We start from the raw sequence: 17,147 nt of genomic DNA, 5'->3' as shown, positions 1-17,147 counted from the left end.
ATCGCTTTATGGCTTCAAGCACACCATCTCAAACACAGTCTCAGAAAACGCCTGATAAAATCAAGTTGCAACAACTTGACCCTCAAGCATTAAAAGACTGGATCAAAGCACAGGCATTAGACTTGGGCTTTGCTGATTGTGTCATTGCCAAACCAGATGCTCAAGATCAAATGCCACGTTTTAAAGAATATTTAGAACGTGGTTATCATGCAGATATGCACTATTTAGAAGAAAACTTAGACAAGCGGGCTGACCCAACCTTGCTCGTTCCTGGTACAAAAAGCATTATTTGTGTGCGAATGAACTATCTTGTGGCATCACCCAAGCCCCGTTATGTACCATTTCAACCAAATTCTGCCATTATTGCGCGTTATGCACGTGGTCGTGACTATCATAAAGTCATGCGTGGACGTCTTAAAACCTTAGCGACCCGTATTAAGGAAAAAGTCGGCGATTTTGAATCACGCCCCTTTGCTGATTCGGCCCCTATTTTTGAAAAATCGCTGGCTGAAAGTGCAGGTATGGGATGGACGGGTAAGCACACCTTATTGATTCATAAAAAATCGGGCTCTTTTTTCGTTTTAGGAGAACTGTTTACTTCTCTAGAACTGCCTTTTGACCAACCTGCGACTGCACATTGCGGTTCATGTACTGCCTGTATTGATATTTGCCCAACACAGGCGATTGTTGAACCTTATATGCTGGATGCCCGAAAGTGTATTGCTTATCTAACCATTGAATATAAAGGTATTATTCCTGAGGAACTAAGATCAGGTATCGGCAACCGCATCTTTGGCTGTGATGATTGCCAGTTGATTTGTCCTTGGAATAGCTTTGCTAAAAAAGCGTCAATTCCAGATTTTGATCCAAGACATAACTTAGATGACATCAGCTTATTAGAAATTTGGCAATGGGATGAAGCAACGTTCTTAGCCAATACAGAAGGCAGCCCAATCCGCCGTACAGGCTACCAATCCTTTAAGCGTAATATTGCAATCGGTCTAGGAAATGCTCCATACTCGGCTGAGATCGTGACGCAATTGCAAGATGCAAAAACGCTGCACGATGAGGTCGTCAATGTACATATTGATTGGGCAATTCAACAGCAATTGCAGCAAATAAACGTACACTGAATAGAAAAATGGTGTTTTTTGCCCTTTGGCTTTGGCACGATTTCTGTATGATGAATCTCAATGTCTGTAATCAATCATCATGGATATAACAATGACTTTACGTAATGACTGGACTCGTGATGAAATCCAAGCTTTATATGACCAACCTTTTCTAGACTTAGTATTTCAAGCACAAGGCGTTCATCGTCAGCATTTCCAAGCAAATGCGATTCAGGTCAGCACGCTACTTTCAATCAAAACAGGTAAATGCCCTGAAGACTGTAAGTATTGCTCACAATCTGCTCGTTACGACTCTAAGTTAGAAGCAGAAAAGCGTATTGCCGTTGATAAAGTTATTCGTGAAGCACTTGCAGCAAAAGAATCTGGTTCATCGCGTTTCTGTATGGGAGCTGCTTGGCGTAACCCGCATGAGCGTGATATGCCTTATGTGCTAGAAATGGTGCGTGAAGTCAAAGCATTGGGCCTAGAAACCTGTATGACTTTAGGGATGTTGAATCAATCTCAAGCGGAACGCTTAAAAGATGCAGGTCTAGACTATTACAACCACAACCTAGACACTTCTCGTGAATATTATTCACATATCATTAGTACGCGTACGTTTGACGACCGCTTGGATACTTTAGATCATGTTCGCCAAGCGGGTATGAAAGTATGTAGTGGTGGTATTGTAGGTTTAGGTGAAAGCCGTAATGACCGTATCGGCTTATTACATGAACTTGCAACCATGCCAGTACATCCAGAATCAGTGCCGATTAACATGCTGGTTCCGATTGAAGGTACGCCATTGGCGAATGTTGAAAAATTAGATGTAACTGAGTGGATTCGTACCATTGCTGTTGCGCGTATCATTATGCCGCATAGCTATATTCGCCTTTCAGCGGGTCGCGAGTCATTAAGTGACTCAGACCAAGCACTTGCTTTTATGGCGGGTGCGAATTCACTCTTCTCTGGTGAAAAACTCCTTACCACCCCAAATGCGGGTGAAGGCAAAGATCAGGTCTTGTTTGCCAAATTAGGTTTAACTGCAGAAAAACCAAAACCGACGGTTGCAGAACTCTCTGTCGATGCCATGAGTGCATAAATAAAAAAGCCTTGTCATCTGACAAGGCTTTTTTTAGGTATGATTAAATTGATGTCACCAGAATGCCGTATTTGGCATTTAAAAACATTCCAACACGGATGATATCAACACCTGCTGCATGGGTTACTGACAATTCTTGGCTATGCACATCAAAATGAAATGAATCAAAAATGTCTTGATGTTGCATCAACCATGCAATCGTATCAGCAATACACTCATCAACAGTATATGTTTCTGATTTAAAGTCCTTATTCATAGCACTATGTTATATCTTCACTTGATCTTTCAATCATAACGGATAGATAAGCTTCGTGCTGCTTGTTAAAAAAACACTTAGTAAAGGACATTACTCACTAAGTGTATTAACTTGAAATATGTTTTGAATTGCTTAAGCCGCTTGTGGGCTCAGGATATTTTGGCCCGCCTTTAAGCTTGCAACAGCTTTGGCATTAAATTCTAAAGTCAGCACATGGTTATCTAAATGAACATGATAAGACTGAATCAATGACTGCTGACCCTCATCTGTTTCAAGCACATATTCATCTGCAATATTTAAAATACCTTCTAAATTAGTTGTACTAGAGGCACGATCATGGCTGAATAAATCATAGATCGTCTGCAGATTAAAGCTTGTTTGCTGTTCCGTAGCATGGCTTTTTAAATAACTTTCTAGGAATAAAACAAACTTGTGTGCGAAGAAATAGTAGTTTGGTTTGTGGGTATAAAGCATGTTCATTGAAAGCTCCTTTACGGTGTTTTTTTCATCTAATCATGACTAAAAAACTAAGGATTTAACCTTAAAAGATTCTTAAAAGAACTTTGAGCTTTTTGTTAATAAACTTAATAATCACGCTAAAAACTTGATTATTCATCTAAATTATTTTTTTATTTTTGCAATACAGATCACAAAAAAATGTGAATTCCTTTATTTTTTGATCAAAAAATATTCAAATAGGCCTTTTTTATGAAAAGAAAAAACAATCAGTCTTAAGCAATATTAAACAAACAGGCTAAAAAATCTGTTTTTACCAGAAATAAAAATACTTTATATCAATAACTTATTTATGATCGGAATTTTAGATCGAAATACACCATAAAAATGTGATGTAGTTTGCATTTATAAAACCTAGTGATAAATATTTCGCACATTACTTGTTCAGCGCAAAAATCCAACTGAGAAGTAATTTTAATTCAAACTTTTAGCCGATGTGTTCGAGAAATTATTATGAAAAAACTTGCTTTGATCGCTGCTCTTTCAGTTGTAGGTATTGCTAACGCTCAAGCTGCTGACGGAACGATTACAATTAATGGTCTAGTAACAGACAAAACTTGTGACATCGTGACTCCAGCTGGTAAAGACTTTACAGTAACACTTCCAACTGTTTCTAAACAAACTCTTGCTAACGCAGGTGATGTTGCTGGTCGTACTCCATTCCAAATCAACTTGGGTAACTGTTCAGAAGGTAAAGTTGCAACTTACTTCGAACCAGGTGCGACTGTTGATTTCAATACTGGCCGTTTACTTAACCAAAACGCTGGTGGCGCTAAAAACGTTGATGTTCAATTATTAGGTAACAACAACCAAGTAATCCCAGTTCTTGCTGCTGGTAGCAACGGTGCTCAAGCTAACTCGCAATGGGTTGACGTTGTAGAAGGCGGTACTGCTGACCTTAACTACTATGCTGAATACTATGCAACTGGCGCGTCTACTGCTGGTGAAGTAAACACTTCAGTTCAGTACACTATTATTTATCAATAATCTATTGATAAACTTTGCGAATTTCTAGATTTCTAGGAATTCGCAGTTGTACACTTCACGCAATCATAGAGAAAATTTAAATGGCACTGAACGGTTACAATTTTTTGCTTGGTTTAACGATGTCGTCGGCTTTGATCGCAAGTCATACACATGCGGAAATTATTTTGCATGGAACTCGCGTTATTTATCCATCTGACGCTCGTGAAGTGACTTTGCAAGTCAGTAACAATGGTTCTAAGCCATCGCTTGTTCAAGCATGGATTGATGAAGGTGATGCTAAAAGTACACCGGATCAGTCTAAAGTTCCGTTTATGATTACCCCTCCAATTTCGCGTGTAGACCCAACGAAGAGTCAATCGCTTCGTATTACTGCATTACCTAATGCGGCTCAGTTAAATCAAAAACAAGAAACTGTTTTTTGGTTGAATGTTTTGGATATTCCACCAAGACCAACTGCAAACAGTAAAGATGCTATTCCTGATAATTTTTTACAGCTCGCAATTCGTTCACGCATTAAGTTTTTCTATCGTCCAGCCAGCATCAAAGCTGATGCCAATCTCGCTGGTGAAAAATTACAATGGGCGAAAAGCGGACAAACTTTAATCGTAAAAAACCCAACACCATTTCACGTCACTATGACTGCGGTGTATCAGCAAAATGCAGGAAAGCCAGTTGACCTACTGCCTAAAGGTCTAATGCTCTCACCTTTTTCAGAGGACAAAATCCAATTGAAAACTGGGAGTACTGAAAAATTGAGCTATGTAAGCATCAATGATTACGGTGGTCGTATCGAACACCAGATCAAGCTTTAATAACAAACAAATTTATTTCCAATCAATAAATGATTTTGTACCTATCATTGAATAGGCGAACCGATTATGTCAAAGAAAAATGCAACAGCTAAATTCTTGAAGCGTCGTATCTGTTATTACCTTACTTCTGGGGTAGTCACAATCACGATGCCTATGGCTGTTTATGCAGTAGAACAGACAGCAGAAAAAGCTGCACCAATGGAAGCAGAATTTGACTCTGTTTTTTTAATCGGTGACGCCCAAAAAGTAGATATCTCTCGTTTTAAATATGGGAACCCCGTTTTACCTGGGGAATATAACGTTGACGTTTATATCAATGGTAACTGGTTTGGCAAAAGAAGAATGATGTTTCGTTCGGCAGAACAAAACCAAAATGCCTTTACCTGTTTCACTTCAAGCTCATTGCTTGAATACGGCGTAAAACAAGAAGTTCTGGTTAACCGTACAGAATCTGCTGCGCCGAATGGTTGTTACAAAATCGAAGAATGGATCGAAAACGCCTATTACGATTTCGATACCTCACGCCTGCGTGTCGACATTTCTATTCCACAAATTGCATTACAAAAAAATGCGCAAGGCTATGTTGATCCAAGTATTTGGGATCGTGGAGTTAATGCTGGATTTTTATCTTATAGCGGTAGTGCCTATAAAACCTTTAATCGCTTAAATGACAATAATGAAACCACCAATGCCTTTATGGCGATTACTGCTGGTGCAAACATTGCTGGCTGGCAATTACGCCACAACGGTCAGTGGCAATGGCAAGATGGTGCTCAAAGTGAACTAGATCCAAATAACAAAAAGAAATCTAACTACGAGTCTACCAGTACTTATTTACAGCGTGCTTTTCCTCAATATCGTGGCGTTTTAACCTTAGGCGATAGCTTTACCAATGGTGAGTTATTTGACTCATTCGGTTACCGCGGTTTAGATTTTTCTAGCGATGATCGCATGCTGCCAAATAGTATGCTCGGCTATGCCCCCCGTATTCGTGGTAATGCAAAAACCAATGCGAAAGTAGAAGTTCGCCAACAAGGTCAATTGATTTACCAAACTACGGTTGCACCGGGTAGCTTTGAAATTAATGATCTCTACCCTACAGGGTTTGGTGGTGAGCTTGAGGTTTCGATTATTGAATCGAATGGTGAAATTCAGAAGCTTGCCGTTCCTTATGCATCTGTCGTGCAAATGCTCCGTCCTGGATTAAGCCGTTACTCAGTCACTGCAGGTGAATTCCGCGACCGTGATATTGATTTAACGCCTTGGGTCACGCAGGGTAAATACCAACGCGGTATTAATAACTATTTGACAGGTTATACTGGCTTTCAATTGGCTGAAGACTATAGTGCCCTATTATTAGGTGCTGCCGTTGCAACGCCTATTGGTGCGGTGTCTTTTGACGTTACCCAATCAAATACAGATTTTGACAAACAAGGTTCTCAATCGGGTCAAAGTTTCCGTTTGAGTTATAGCAAACTCATTTCACCGACCAATACCAACTTAACCTTGGCAGCATATCGTTATTCAACAGAAAACTATTATAAGTTACGTGATGCCCTACTTATTCGTGATCTTGAAGATAAAGGTGTGAATACCTTTGCTGTGGGCAAACAGCGTAGTGAATTCCAAATTACCTTGAACCAAGGTTTGCCTGAGGGTTGGGGTAATATTTATATGGTCGGTTCATGGAACGATTACTGGAATCGTAATGAGACCAGTCGCCAATACCAAGTAGGTTATAGCAACAATTATCATGGCTTAACCTATGGCCTTTCTGCGACCAATCGTCAGATCGAATATGGTTCAAATAATCAAACTCGTGATACTGAATATTTGATGACCCTCTCTTTCCCAATTAACTTTAGAAAGAGCGCTGTTAACGTCAACGCTACCGCTTCTGAAAACAGCCGCACCGTTGGTATGAGCGGCATGGTCGGTGATCGCTTTAACTACGGTGCTTCGGTATCTCACCAAGACAGACAGAACCCAAGCTTTAACGTTAACAGCCGTTATCGTACCAACTTTGCGACAGTGGGTGGTTCTTATAGTATCGCTGATTCATATCAACAAGCGATGGTTAGTATGAGTGGTAGTATTGTTGCACATGAAAAAGGCATTTTGTTTGGCCCAGAACAAGGTCAAACCATGGTACTGGTCTATGCACCAGATGCAGCAGGTGCCAAAGTCAACAATACCGTTGGCCTCAGTGTGAATAAATCTGGTTATGCTGTGATTCCTTATGTAACACCATACCGTTTAAATGACATCACACTTGACCCACAAGAAATGTCGACCAATGTTGAATTAGAAGAAACCAGCCAACGTATTGCGCCATTTGCAGGTGCGATTGCAAAAGTTGATTTCTCGACCAAAAAAGGTTATGCCATCTACATCAACACCAAAACAGCAACGGGCGGCAGTTTGCCATTTGCAGCACAAGTGTTTAATACCAAAGATGAATCAGTTGGTATTGTTGCTCAAGGCAGTATGGTGTATTTACGTACGCAAGAGCCAAAAGGTGATTTGTATGTAAAATGGGGCGATGAAGCCAATGAACAGTGCCACTTCAGTTATGATGTTACAGCACAACTTTCTAACGATCAGCAAAGCATGATCATGACTGAGGCCGTATGCAAATGAAAAAATTACTTTTAAGCAGTGTATTAATTGCGGCAGGCTTTGGTGTGAATACAGCAGCTCAAGCTGCTTGTTCAACGAGCCCGGGCTTCACTACGATTGATGTCTCTATGCAAGTTGGACGTGTCGTGGTTCGACCAAGTGACCCCGTTGGTAAAATCTTGGTTAAATCTCTTTTTGAGATTCGTCCTAGGGACAATACGACATATAGTTGTAATCGTAGCGATATGATGGTTGCGCGATTATTACAAAACTACGCAATTAGTCCACTTGGCGATAATATCTATTCAACCAATATCCCTGGGATTGGAATTCGTCTTTATCGAGAAGCTTTTAACGCAACGAATTTTTCTGGATATTACCCTTATACCCGATCTGTACCAAGTACGAATATTCGCCTTGCCGAAGGCTATTTTGTTGTTGAGATTGTGAAAACAGCAGAAAATACAGGTTCAGGAACATTAGTTCCAGGTGTTTATAGCACCTATTATGCTGGAAACCGAAGCGATCGCCCCTTCTTAACCAGCACGGTTTACGGTAACGCAATTACGATTGCATCTTCTTCTTGTGAATGGAGAGGTGCTATTAATAAGGCGGTACAACTTCCAACAGTCATGAAATCAGGCTTTAAAGGAATTGGTTCTACTCAAGGTGAGCAATCTTTTGAGCTCAATATCCTTTGTAATGGCGGTGAAAATCCAACCGGTTATGAAGAAAAAAACCTGATTAGTTTGACCTTTGACTATCAACAAGAAGGTAATAACACTCAAGTTTTAAAAAATCTTGAACCAAATTCGACTAAAGCAAATGGTGTTGGCGTACAGCTTGTATCGAATTATCAAAGTAAAAACCAGGTTATTGGTCTAGGTGATAAGTTAGAACTAGGAACAGTAAAATCGAACCAAACTGTTCAATACAATGTTCCGCTAACCGCTCGCTATTATCAAACTGCAGCCAATGTCACTGCAGGTAAAGTCCGCGCTATGGCTACTGTAACGATCCAATACGATTAACTTTTTATAAGACCTCTTCCCAAACGAGAGGTCTTTTTTTATAAAAAACTTAAAAAATATAATTAAGTTATTAATTTAAAAACTAATAACCTCAAAACTACTCGCACTTATTTTTTGATAAAAACCGTAAATAACACACCAGAGGAACAATCAAATGAAAAAACTGAGCATATTTGCACTTAGCCTGGCCCTAATTGGCTGTGGCGAAAATCAAAATAGTTCACAAGATAATGCCAATACTCAATCCACAGCAACTACATCCAGCAACTTTAGCTTACGTAGTTTTAGCCAACCACAAACTTGCCAATATAACTTCGATGCAACACAGCAAGATTATGATGCTTTATGGAACAATCAAAATTCAGACTATCTAGTCAATTTATTTCCTACAATCAATGGGCAAAAGTTTAGCTTAACTGTTGCCCCTCCTTATTCTTCAAATAGCGATCCTGAATACGGTACTTTTAATTACTTACAATACTTAGCTACCAGTAAAACAAGGTTTTATTCAGCAAAAGATTCTCCTTACTTTCCACACTTGCAAGATGGTTTAGGAGATTTTAACTTACCAAAAACAGGAATTCTTGCACTGGAAATGCAGCTCGATATTCCTGCTGCTCCACTTAGTGGCGGCTATTATGGAGAACCGGGTTCATCTTATATCTCTGATATTAATTTTAATGGAATAACAGAAAATGGATATGTTGTAAGGTCAGGATATAATTACATGGCAGGTACTGCTGACCCTGACTTTGGTGAAAACCCACCATCCGTATTATTTATGCTTGGTTACCCAAATAGCGATGAGACTGAGTATACTTCAGTTGCTTATTACTACAGTAAAATGACCGACTATTAAAGCAAATATCATCGATTAGGTATCTATATCAACCAAAATACCAAACAGGTCGGTTTTATTGTCAATGGAGTTGATCAGGGATACCAAGGAACACTCCCTGCCCCATTGAAAAATATTGGTTTTGATATTCGTAGCTGGGTTGGTTCGGATAAAGATGGTGCATTCTCAGACAAACTTGCAGGACTAGAGTTTTCATCTGAGCTGATCACTGACCGTAACGCTCTACAATTCAGCTACCCTCAAGGTACAACAGACATCTGTGGCAATGTGATTTAACCCAGTTAGAGTCAAAAAGCCTAATCGTCGATTAGGCTTTTTTCTTGCCAAAAATAGCAATCACATAATTTTCCCGTAACAATGGTCTGCCTAAGTTCCATATTTGAATTTTAAAATATTCTACAGCGACCATATAATGCAGACCAGACAGGTCTGGTTTCTAAATTCACATTAAAACAAAAATATGTGACACAATTAACAAATCAAAATAAACATATTAATTATCAATTTAAAAGCAAAATTTTAAACACATCACACTTTAAATAACTATTTAATCAATATTTAATTTTAATATTGCCTTAATAATAATACTTATGTTAATTAATACTTAATACATTATATAAAAGGCAATAAACATGTATAACAATATCTATAAATCTGCCCTACTTTTATCATTAATGGCATTTGCTTCGGTGGGTTATTCTGCAAGCACAATCCAAATGAATGGAAGTATAGTAGAAGATACTTGCTCTCAGCAGCATAACACTAGTGACTGTCAGCAATTGAATCAAATCAGAGATAAGATTGATTCTCAATCAATTTCTCTCAGTGACTTAAGTACTCATACACAAAAAAATACAACCACCGACATTAGCTTCGAACAGCTACCAGATAAAAAGAATGCTGTTATTATCGCAAGCTACTACTAGTTAATAAAATACATATTATTATGTGAACTAATTAACATTTAAATTATTGGTTCACATTGCTCCAATCATAAAAACACTTAACAAATACTCGGCTTTATTTAGATTTTATTAAAAAAATAATTCAAAAAAAAACTACCCACTGTTTATTTTCAATAAAATATTCTTAATAAAAAAACTTAAAAAACAATTTAATTAAAACTGAATATGGAATTATTTTATTTATTCCATTGCATACATATTGACCACCCACAATATTTTCTATAATTTCATAAACGACGAAAATAAAAACACTTTAAAATAATAAGGACAAAAAATGGATCACTTAAAATCAGATTCGCCCAGCAATACGCCATGTGTTGATTGTACAAAAGACCCGATTGAATCTTTGAAAGCCATGTTTGTGGACATGGTACAAGCTGGGAGAATTCGAAAAGGTCAATGCCCTGCTATGCGACCAGTATTTCTTAAACCACACGGAATAGCCGCTGCTGAATTCAAAATCCGTGATGATTTACCCGAGAAGCTCCGTATCGGATTATTTTCAAATTTAGGCAAAAGTTACCCGACCTGGGTTCGCTTCTCATCCGACACCACACCAACAAATACAGACTTCAAATCTACCCTTGGTATCGGGATCAAACTATTTGATGTTGAGGGAAAAAAAATACTCGGTAACCCTGATGCGAGTACCTTTGATTTCTTGATGCAGAATTTTGATGCTTTTTTTGTCGACACTGCAAAAGATATGTGTGAATTTACCAAAGCTGGTGTGGTCGATGGTGATTATGATCCTTATCTAAAAGCTCATCCAAAAACCTCAGAATTACTGGATGCAATGGCAAAACCCGTTGCCAGTGTTTTAGCTTCCGCTTACTGGAGTGGTTTACCCTTTCAATTTGGTCCAAATGAATATGTAAAATATAAACTAGAACCTGTTTTTTATCTTGACCCACCGAACCATTCGCCTAATGACCCTTCTTATTTAGCCAACGACTTAATCTCGAGATTAAAAGTCTCTGAAGCACGATTCCGCTTCATGATCCAACTCAGAACAGATCCTGAACGTATGCCATTAGACGAAGCAACTATCGTCTGGCCAGAAGATTTAAGCCTACCTATTCACGTTGCCGACATCATCATACCCATTCAAGATATTTCAGCTCGCGGGCAAGCCGAATATGGTGAAAACTTAGCAATGAATATTTGGCGTGTCACTGCTGAACATGCCCCAGTCGGTTCTATCGCAGATGCTAGACGTGTTGTTTACGCAGCTTCGGCAGAGTTACGCCGTAATGTAAATGGTGTACCTCTAGGTGAACCTGATACTCCTCGTCCTATTATTTCCCCAGCAGCGTGTATTGATACCAAGATCGTTCGTGCAGCAATCCATCCTGCAATTGGGATCGCTCGCGTAGGTGACAGTGAAAATGAGTTTTTTATCGGACCAGAGCTTGTTGATGCTCCAACAGACCTAACCCAGCAGCCCAATAGCTATCGAGATAAGACTGGTGCAATCAAAAGGCAAGCAGCTCGATTCCGTATCTATGGCTACAATGCTGCTGGCGACGTAGTCCGTGAGCTGAATCCTGACAATGCAGATATTGTCTGGACTGTCCATGTTGCCAACCGTAAAGCTGAATGGTATCAATTTCAGTATGCACTGGACATACCAGAAGCCGTCAATGCTCCTGATAATGCGTTCACGCTACGTAATCCCAAAGTCAAACCAGCCAATCGACATAAATTAGCCATTGATCCAGGCCCACGTAGTATTTTTGGTCGTAATGTTTCGGGTGGTGCTGAACATCGTTTTGATACTGGAACTTTCCAAGCAGCAGCGGAACAGGCTGTGACTGTGCCTTTAGGTGAAATTCAAACAGATGAAAATGGACATTTATTATTTTTAGGTGGGCATGGTAAATCAGCATCTCCAACTCATGCACCTGTTTATGATCCAGACCATCCGCCAAGCTTTAATAATGCTGATGATTGGTATGATGACACATCCGATGGCCCAGTCACTGCAACAGTTTCCATAAATGGAATCGAGATACCCGTTGAATCGGCGTGGGTTGTTGTTGCTCCACCCAACTATGCGCCCGATGTTGTGAGCTGGCGAACCATGTACGACCTGATGTGCGATGTCTACGTCAATGCAGGCTGGATGGTTATGCCAGAAAAACCATCCTTTACTAAAGACATTTGGCCACTCCTGAAACGTCTGGGCGGTTTACAGTGGGTAAATAAAGGTTTTGCAGCCTACTTTGGCAAAGGCTGTCCAATGGATTTTAATAACCCTGCACTGCTGGCTAAACTTTCATTCCAATCAAAGAATAAAAATTTGGCTGATCCATATAGTGAATTACGCCGTGCCATCTTGCATAGTTTCAGACCATCCAAACCTAGCGTAGCTGAGCCAGTACAATGGCCACATATTTGGCCTTGGATTTATGGTGATGCGTTTGGAAGCTTTCCAGAAAATGGGCCCGGCAATATGCTCACTATGACGGGTTTACAAGAAGGTCTACTCCGAAACTGGGTGGACGGAAATTTTATCGATGACTGGTCTAATGAAGAAATTAAACCTCCTTCATCTTTAGATCAAGTTCCATTACAAGATCAACCTCAAACATTAGATCAGGCAGCCTTGCATTATTGTCTGGCAGATACCTTTCATCCCGGTTGTGAAATGACATGGCCGATGCGCCATGCCAGTATGTATAGTTCACCATTCAGAATCAGATTACGTGCAGCTACAAATCCCGAACCAGACTATGGCTCAACAATGACCCCCATCAAAGTTCAGCAAGTTGATGGCCCCTTATATGCTCAAGTCGCAGGCAGTATTACCCGCTGGATGGCAGTCCCATGGCAAGGAGATACCGCATTCTGCCGCTCTGGATACGATCCAGATTTCGATCCCTATCTTCCAACATTTTGGGCAGCCCGTGTTCCAAACCACGTTCTCACAGAACAAGACTATCAAAAAGTTATAAATCCTGACCTATCGAGAGAAGAACGTATCGCCGCCTTTAATCAACGCCACAGTTGGCTACGCGCAATCCAAAATGCAGATACTGCCGAAGTGATGAAGCGTATGATTGCTCAATTTAATGAACTTGGTATTGTTGAAGTCCGTGCAGGTGTAAAGGACGATCCAGATATTCCTGAATATATCTATGTCGAAACACTGATTGCTGGTCAGCTAAAAACGGCTGCCGAACATGCAACCAACTTGTTAGAAAGTAAGGTTGAACCACTTACCGACTTAGAAAAAGCAGGCTGGGCAAGTCATGAACAGTTATTGGCTTTCCGCTCTGTCCGTGTACAAAAACGCTAAATGAATAACTTAAAGGTAGATGTTTGTATCGCAGGTTGTGGGCCTGCTGGACTTATAGCGGCAAGACAACTTGCTTTGGCTGGGTTATCGGTGTGCGTCATTGATAACCCAAGCCATATGGTACATAAATTTGGTGAAACACTCCCCGGATCGGCAATTCGTTTATTAACCAAACTCGGCCTTCAATCAATCATTGTGCCTTTACAAACAGAGCAGCATGCCAATGGCTACTATTCACCTCGTGTCGGTGGAAATATGTCTTTTTGGGGAAGCGAGTCCCCCATCATTTCTGATGCCTTACATGATCCCTATGGGGTTGGACTTCGGATTGATCGGCAGAAATTCGATATGCTTTTAGCGCAGCATGCTCATGTTGAGGGAATAGTAAAATTTAGTGCAAACATTTTGGATTTAAAAAAAGATCGTAATATTTGGAACATTCAATTGGAATGTGGCAAATCCATTGCAACAAAATGGATTGTTGATGCAACAGGCCGCAGCGCCAAAATCATCCGTCTACTCGGTATTCAGCGCCATCGTGGTGTACCATTGGTTGCGCTGTATCGAACATTTAAACCAGAGAAAAGTATTTCACTCAGTAAAACCATCATTTCATCACATAAAAATGGATGGTTATATGCAGGGAAAATTTCAGAACAAAAATGGGTTCTTGGCTATCACACAATCCCCAAAACCGCAGCAGCACTTCACAACTATCCTGTACACTGGGATGAAATAATTAAAACCAATACGATCATACCTGAGCTTTTTGGTAAATTAGAATTTGGAAAAAATATCTGTTGTCATGATGTACGTAGTGTTTGGTTAAAACAGGGTTTAGGGGAAGGCTGGATTGCTTGCGGTGATGCTTTATTGGCATTTGATCCTATCGCAGGGCAAGGTTTGTTTAATGCAATTTATACCGCAATGAAAGCAGCAGAAACGATTGTACAATATGATCAAAATAAGGATGCTCATCAACACTATTTAGCTGAAACTCATAATATTATTAGAATCTATGAAAATCGAAGATATTCATTATATAAGCAAGAACAAAGATGGTTGAACAGTCCATTTTGGAAAGCACATCAAATGACCACTGGCTAAGCTAGACCAAATGATGAACACAAGTATAAAAATCAATTAGATCAGCGTATTTCTTCTACTCACGATCTTTTAAGTTGCTAAACTGATTTATGTTATGGAGCAAATATATGTTAGGTCTGATGCCTTTAGTACGCTTCGGTTTATTTTTCACAATCACTCCTCTACTGATCAGTATAAGTGGTTGCGCTTATCAGCATCAAAAATCAAGCATTGTGGCCAATACACATAAAATCCCCTATCCAACCATTGATACGGAATTAGGTGAAAAGTTACAACCGAACGAGAGTATTTTGGCTGCACAAATTTCTGAGGAAATTGGACAAAATATCCGTAAACAGTACGCAGCAGGCCATGTGCTACGTGATGCACATCCTAAAGCACATGGCTGTGTTCGGGCAGAATTCCATGTCTCAAAATCGTTACCATCAAACCTAGCGAAAGGCATTTTTATTGCTGATAAAACATATTCAGCATGGATTCGTTTCTCCAATGCTTCAGGAGATGCCACCCAAGCCGACAATAAAAAAGATGCGCGCGGCATGGCAATCAAAATTTTAGGTGTTACTGGAAAAAAGATTATGGAGAATGACAATCAGGCAATGACTCAAGATTTTATTATGATTAATCATCCTGTATTTTTTGTAAATCAACCTGATCGCTATTTATCCTTTATACGGAATATAAATAGTGGAAGTACGCTCAAAAAATTGCAGATTCCTTTTGCCCTAGGTTTGCAGGGCACTATGAATGCGCTTAAAGCGAGAAATTCAATAATTTCCAATCCAATACAAGCCCGATACTGGTCAATGGTGCCCTATCAATTAGGATTAGGCGCTGAGCGTCAGGCAGTTAAATATTCAGCAAGGCCTTGTTCTCAAAATACAACACTAGTGCCAGATCACCCCAATCATGACTTCTTAAGAGAAGCGCTTCGAAATAGCTTACAAAAAGGTGATGCATGTATGGAATTTCTGATCCAACCGAGAACATCAAATAAAATGCTCGTAGAAGATTCGATGACTGAATGGAAAGAAGCTCAAGCTCCATTTTATCAAGTTGCAACGATCCATATACCACAACAAAATTTTGATACGCCTGCTCAGAATGAATTTTGTGAGAATCTTTCATTTACCCCGTGGCATTCACTGCCTGAGCATAGACCCTTAGGCGCTATAAATAGATTGCGTAAAGTGATTTACGAGAATATTAGTGCAATCCGACATGAAATGAATTCTACTCAAAGAAAAGAACCACTATAAACATTTTTGTAGATATTCAATTGAATGAGCCATTCTTGATCTTATATTAAGTTTGATAGCAACTCGCCTTCGTCATAAGAATCGAGGAACAGATTAGAATTTATAATAGTATTTAATTAAGCTAGTGCATTAAATAAACATAAAAAAGCCCATCTATCGATGGGCTTTTTCACTGCTCTAACGAATTAGATTACAGTGATAAGTGTTGCTTGTGGTCCTTTTTTACCTTGTCCAGGAACATAAGAAACACGTTGGCCTTCATTCAAAACCTTGAAGCCATTGCTTTGAATTTCGCTGAAATGAGCAAATAAATCTTCGCCAGAATCAGCTTGAATAAAACCAAAACCTTTAGTTTCGTTGAACCACTTAACAGTACCAGTAGCTTTATCAGACATACTTTTAAACCTTTTAAACTTTGTTTATTTATGGATCAAAACCTTAAATTTTGATCCAATCTATCTTTACTAAAAAGATACTACCATTGTGTGAATTATCTATGTCAAACGATAAAGCTGGTTAACATCAGTGTAGAAACTTTTTCCATCTAAATTAAAATCAATCTCTTGACCAGACTCTAGAAGTACTCTCTTTCCAACTTCAACCCATTTAAAACCTAACAACGTATTCTGTTGACGTTTAAGTGGGATAATTTGCACACAAATTTCATTGCCATTACTGGCTTTGGCCATACGCCATTCATTAATAATTTTTAACACAAAATCACTCATTTCTGAGCTCATGTGATTGATTCGATTTACTATAACGCTAGACAGATGAGAAGAAGATAACTGCATTTCTAGAATCTAATAATTTTTAGCTTTATTTAGGATTATGTAAGCTAATTTAATTGCTATTTGTTCTTTCCAGAATAGCAACTATAAATACATCACAGAGCAAAACTAATTAAGTCGGTTGGTAGCGGGAGCTGGATTTGAACCAACGACCTTCGGGTTATGAGCCCGACGAGCTACCAGACTGCTCCATCCCGCACCGACGAGTTAGCTTTATAGGCGCTTTAACTTAATTATGCAAGTTTAATATTGATTAATAGCAACAAGAGCTCAATTTACAGTCGATTTATCAATATTTTTGAGTTTAACGGCACTTTTACTTCAATTTGAGTTGTATCAGTTTTTCACTAAAGTTAGATAAAAATAAGAAGAAAGTGAAAAAAGTAATATGTAGTATTGCCTATTCAAATTATAGCTACATAAATTCCCC

The 17,147-nt window shown here is 39.2% G+C and carries 14 protein-coding genes, 1 tRNA gene and 1 pseudogene; 11 read left to right on the top strand and 5 right to left on the bottom strand.

The window, feature by feature from the left end; all coding sequences use genetic code 11:
* Positions 1–8 precede the first annotated feature (8 nt).
* Together queG and bioB are read left to right on the top strand one after the other, a co-directional pair.
* Positions 9–1,133 carry a tRNA epoxyqueuosine(34) reductase QueG gene (gene queG, locus F902_RS10020; RefSeq protein ID WP_005203135.1) on the top strand — a complete coding sequence of 375 codons (1,125 nt, stop codon included), beginning with the start codon at positions 9–11 and terminating at the stop codon, positions 1,131–1,133.
* 91 nt (positions 1,134–1,224) lie between these two features.
* Positions 1,225–2,214, top strand: coding sequence for a biotin synthase BioB (gene bioB / locus F902_RS10015; RefSeq protein ID WP_005203134.1), 990 nt, complete (start codon positions 1,225–1,227; stop codon positions 2,212–2,214).
* Between the two features lie 43 nt (positions 2,215–2,257).
* On the opposite strand, the gene F902_RS10010 is transcribed toward bioB, so the two are convergent.
* Positions 2,258–2,470, bottom strand: a complete 213-nt coding sequence (locus tag F902_RS10010; protein WP_005203133.1) for a hypothetical protein — start codon at positions 2,468–2,470, stop codon at positions 2,258–2,260.
* Between the two features lie 132 nt (positions 2,471–2,602).
* Entirely contained in the window at positions 2,603–2,950 is a 348-nt protein-coding gene (locus F902_RS10005) for a hypothetical protein (RefSeq protein ID WP_004807786.1), read from the bottom strand.
* A gap of 489 nt (positions 2,951–3,439) precedes the next feature.
* On the opposite strand from F902_RS10005, the gene F902_RS10000 reads away from it, so the two are divergent.
* From F902_RS10000 to F902_RS09960, 9 genes and pseudogenes are all read left to right on the top strand, one after another.
* Positions 3,440–3,973 carry a fimbrial protein gene (locus tag F902_RS10000; protein WP_004653088.1) on the top strand — a complete coding sequence of 178 codons (534 nt, stop codon included), beginning with the start codon at positions 3,440–3,442 and terminating at the stop codon, positions 3,971–3,973.
* Positions 3,974–4,053: 80 nt separating this feature from the next.
* Positions 4,054–4,785, top strand: coding sequence for a fimbrial biogenesis chaperone (locus tag F902_RS09995; protein ID WP_004807790.1), 732 nt, complete (start codon positions 4,054–4,056; stop codon positions 4,783–4,785).
* 66 nt (positions 4,786–4,851) lie between these two features.
* Entirely contained in the window at positions 4,852–7,425 is a 2,574-nt protein-coding gene (locus F902_RS09990; protein WP_005203132.1) for a fimbria/pilus outer membrane usher protein, read from the top strand.
* Positions 7,422–8,435 carry a fimbrial protein gene (locus F902_RS09985; RefSeq protein WP_005203131.1) on the top strand — a complete coding sequence of 338 codons (1,014 nt, stop codon included), beginning with the start codon at positions 7,422–7,424 and terminating at the stop codon, positions 8,433–8,435. The genes F902_RS09990 and F902_RS09985 overlap by 4 nt, the downstream gene beginning before the upstream one ends.
* 154 nt (positions 8,436–8,589) lie before the next feature.
* Positions 8,590–9,570, top strand: a pseudogene (locus F902_RS09980) (DUF4882 family protein).
* 356 nt (positions 9,571–9,926) lie between these two features.
* Complete coding sequence (locus tag F902_RS09975; RefSeq protein ID WP_005203129.1) at positions 9,927–10,220, top strand: hypothetical protein; 294 nt, start codon at positions 9,927–9,929, stop codon at positions 10,218–10,220.
* Between the two features lie 313 nt (positions 10,221–10,533).
* Complete coding sequence (locus F902_RS09970) at positions 10,534–13,560, top strand: LodA/GoxA family CTQ-dependent oxidase (protein WP_005203128.1); 3,027 nt, start codon at positions 10,534–10,536, stop codon at positions 13,558–13,560.
* Positions 13,561–14,667, top strand: coding sequence for an FAD-dependent monooxygenase (locus tag F902_RS09965; protein WP_005203127.1), 1,107 nt, complete (start codon positions 13,561–13,563; stop codon positions 14,665–14,667). It begins immediately after the preceding gene.
* A 107-nt stretch (positions 14,668–14,774) separates the two neighbouring features.
* Positions 14,775–15,926: a catalase family protein gene (locus tag F902_RS09960; protein ID WP_005203126.1), complete on the top strand. Its 1,152-nt coding sequence runs from the start codon at positions 14,775–14,777 to the stop codon at positions 15,924–15,926.
* A 185-nt stretch (positions 15,927–16,111) separates the two neighbouring features.
* Here F902_RS09960 and F902_RS09955 read toward each other — a convergent pair whose 3' ends face one another.
* The 3 genes from F902_RS09955 to F902_RS09945 form a co-directional block, all read right to left on the bottom strand.
* A complete protein-coding gene (locus F902_RS09955; RefSeq protein ID WP_004807805.1) occupies positions 16,112–16,321 on the bottom strand; it encodes a cold-shock protein in 210 nt (69 codons plus the stop codon).
* Between the two features lie 99 nt (positions 16,322–16,420).
* A complete protein-coding gene (locus F902_RS09950) occupies positions 16,421–16,654 on the bottom strand; it encodes a hypothetical protein (protein ID WP_004807806.1) in 234 nt (77 codons plus the stop codon).
* Between the two features lie 185 nt (positions 16,655–16,839).
* Positions 16,840–16,916, bottom strand: a tRNA-Met gene (locus F902_RS09945).
* Between the last annotated feature and the right edge of the window lie 231 nt (positions 16,917–17,147).

Origin of the sequence: Acinetobacter higginsii, assembly GCF_000369525.1 — a bacterium.
GTDB lineage: Bacteria > Pseudomonadota > Gammaproteobacteria > Pseudomonadales > Moraxellaceae > Acinetobacter > Acinetobacter higginsii.
This window is presented reverse-complemented; position numbering and strand designations above follow the sequence as displayed.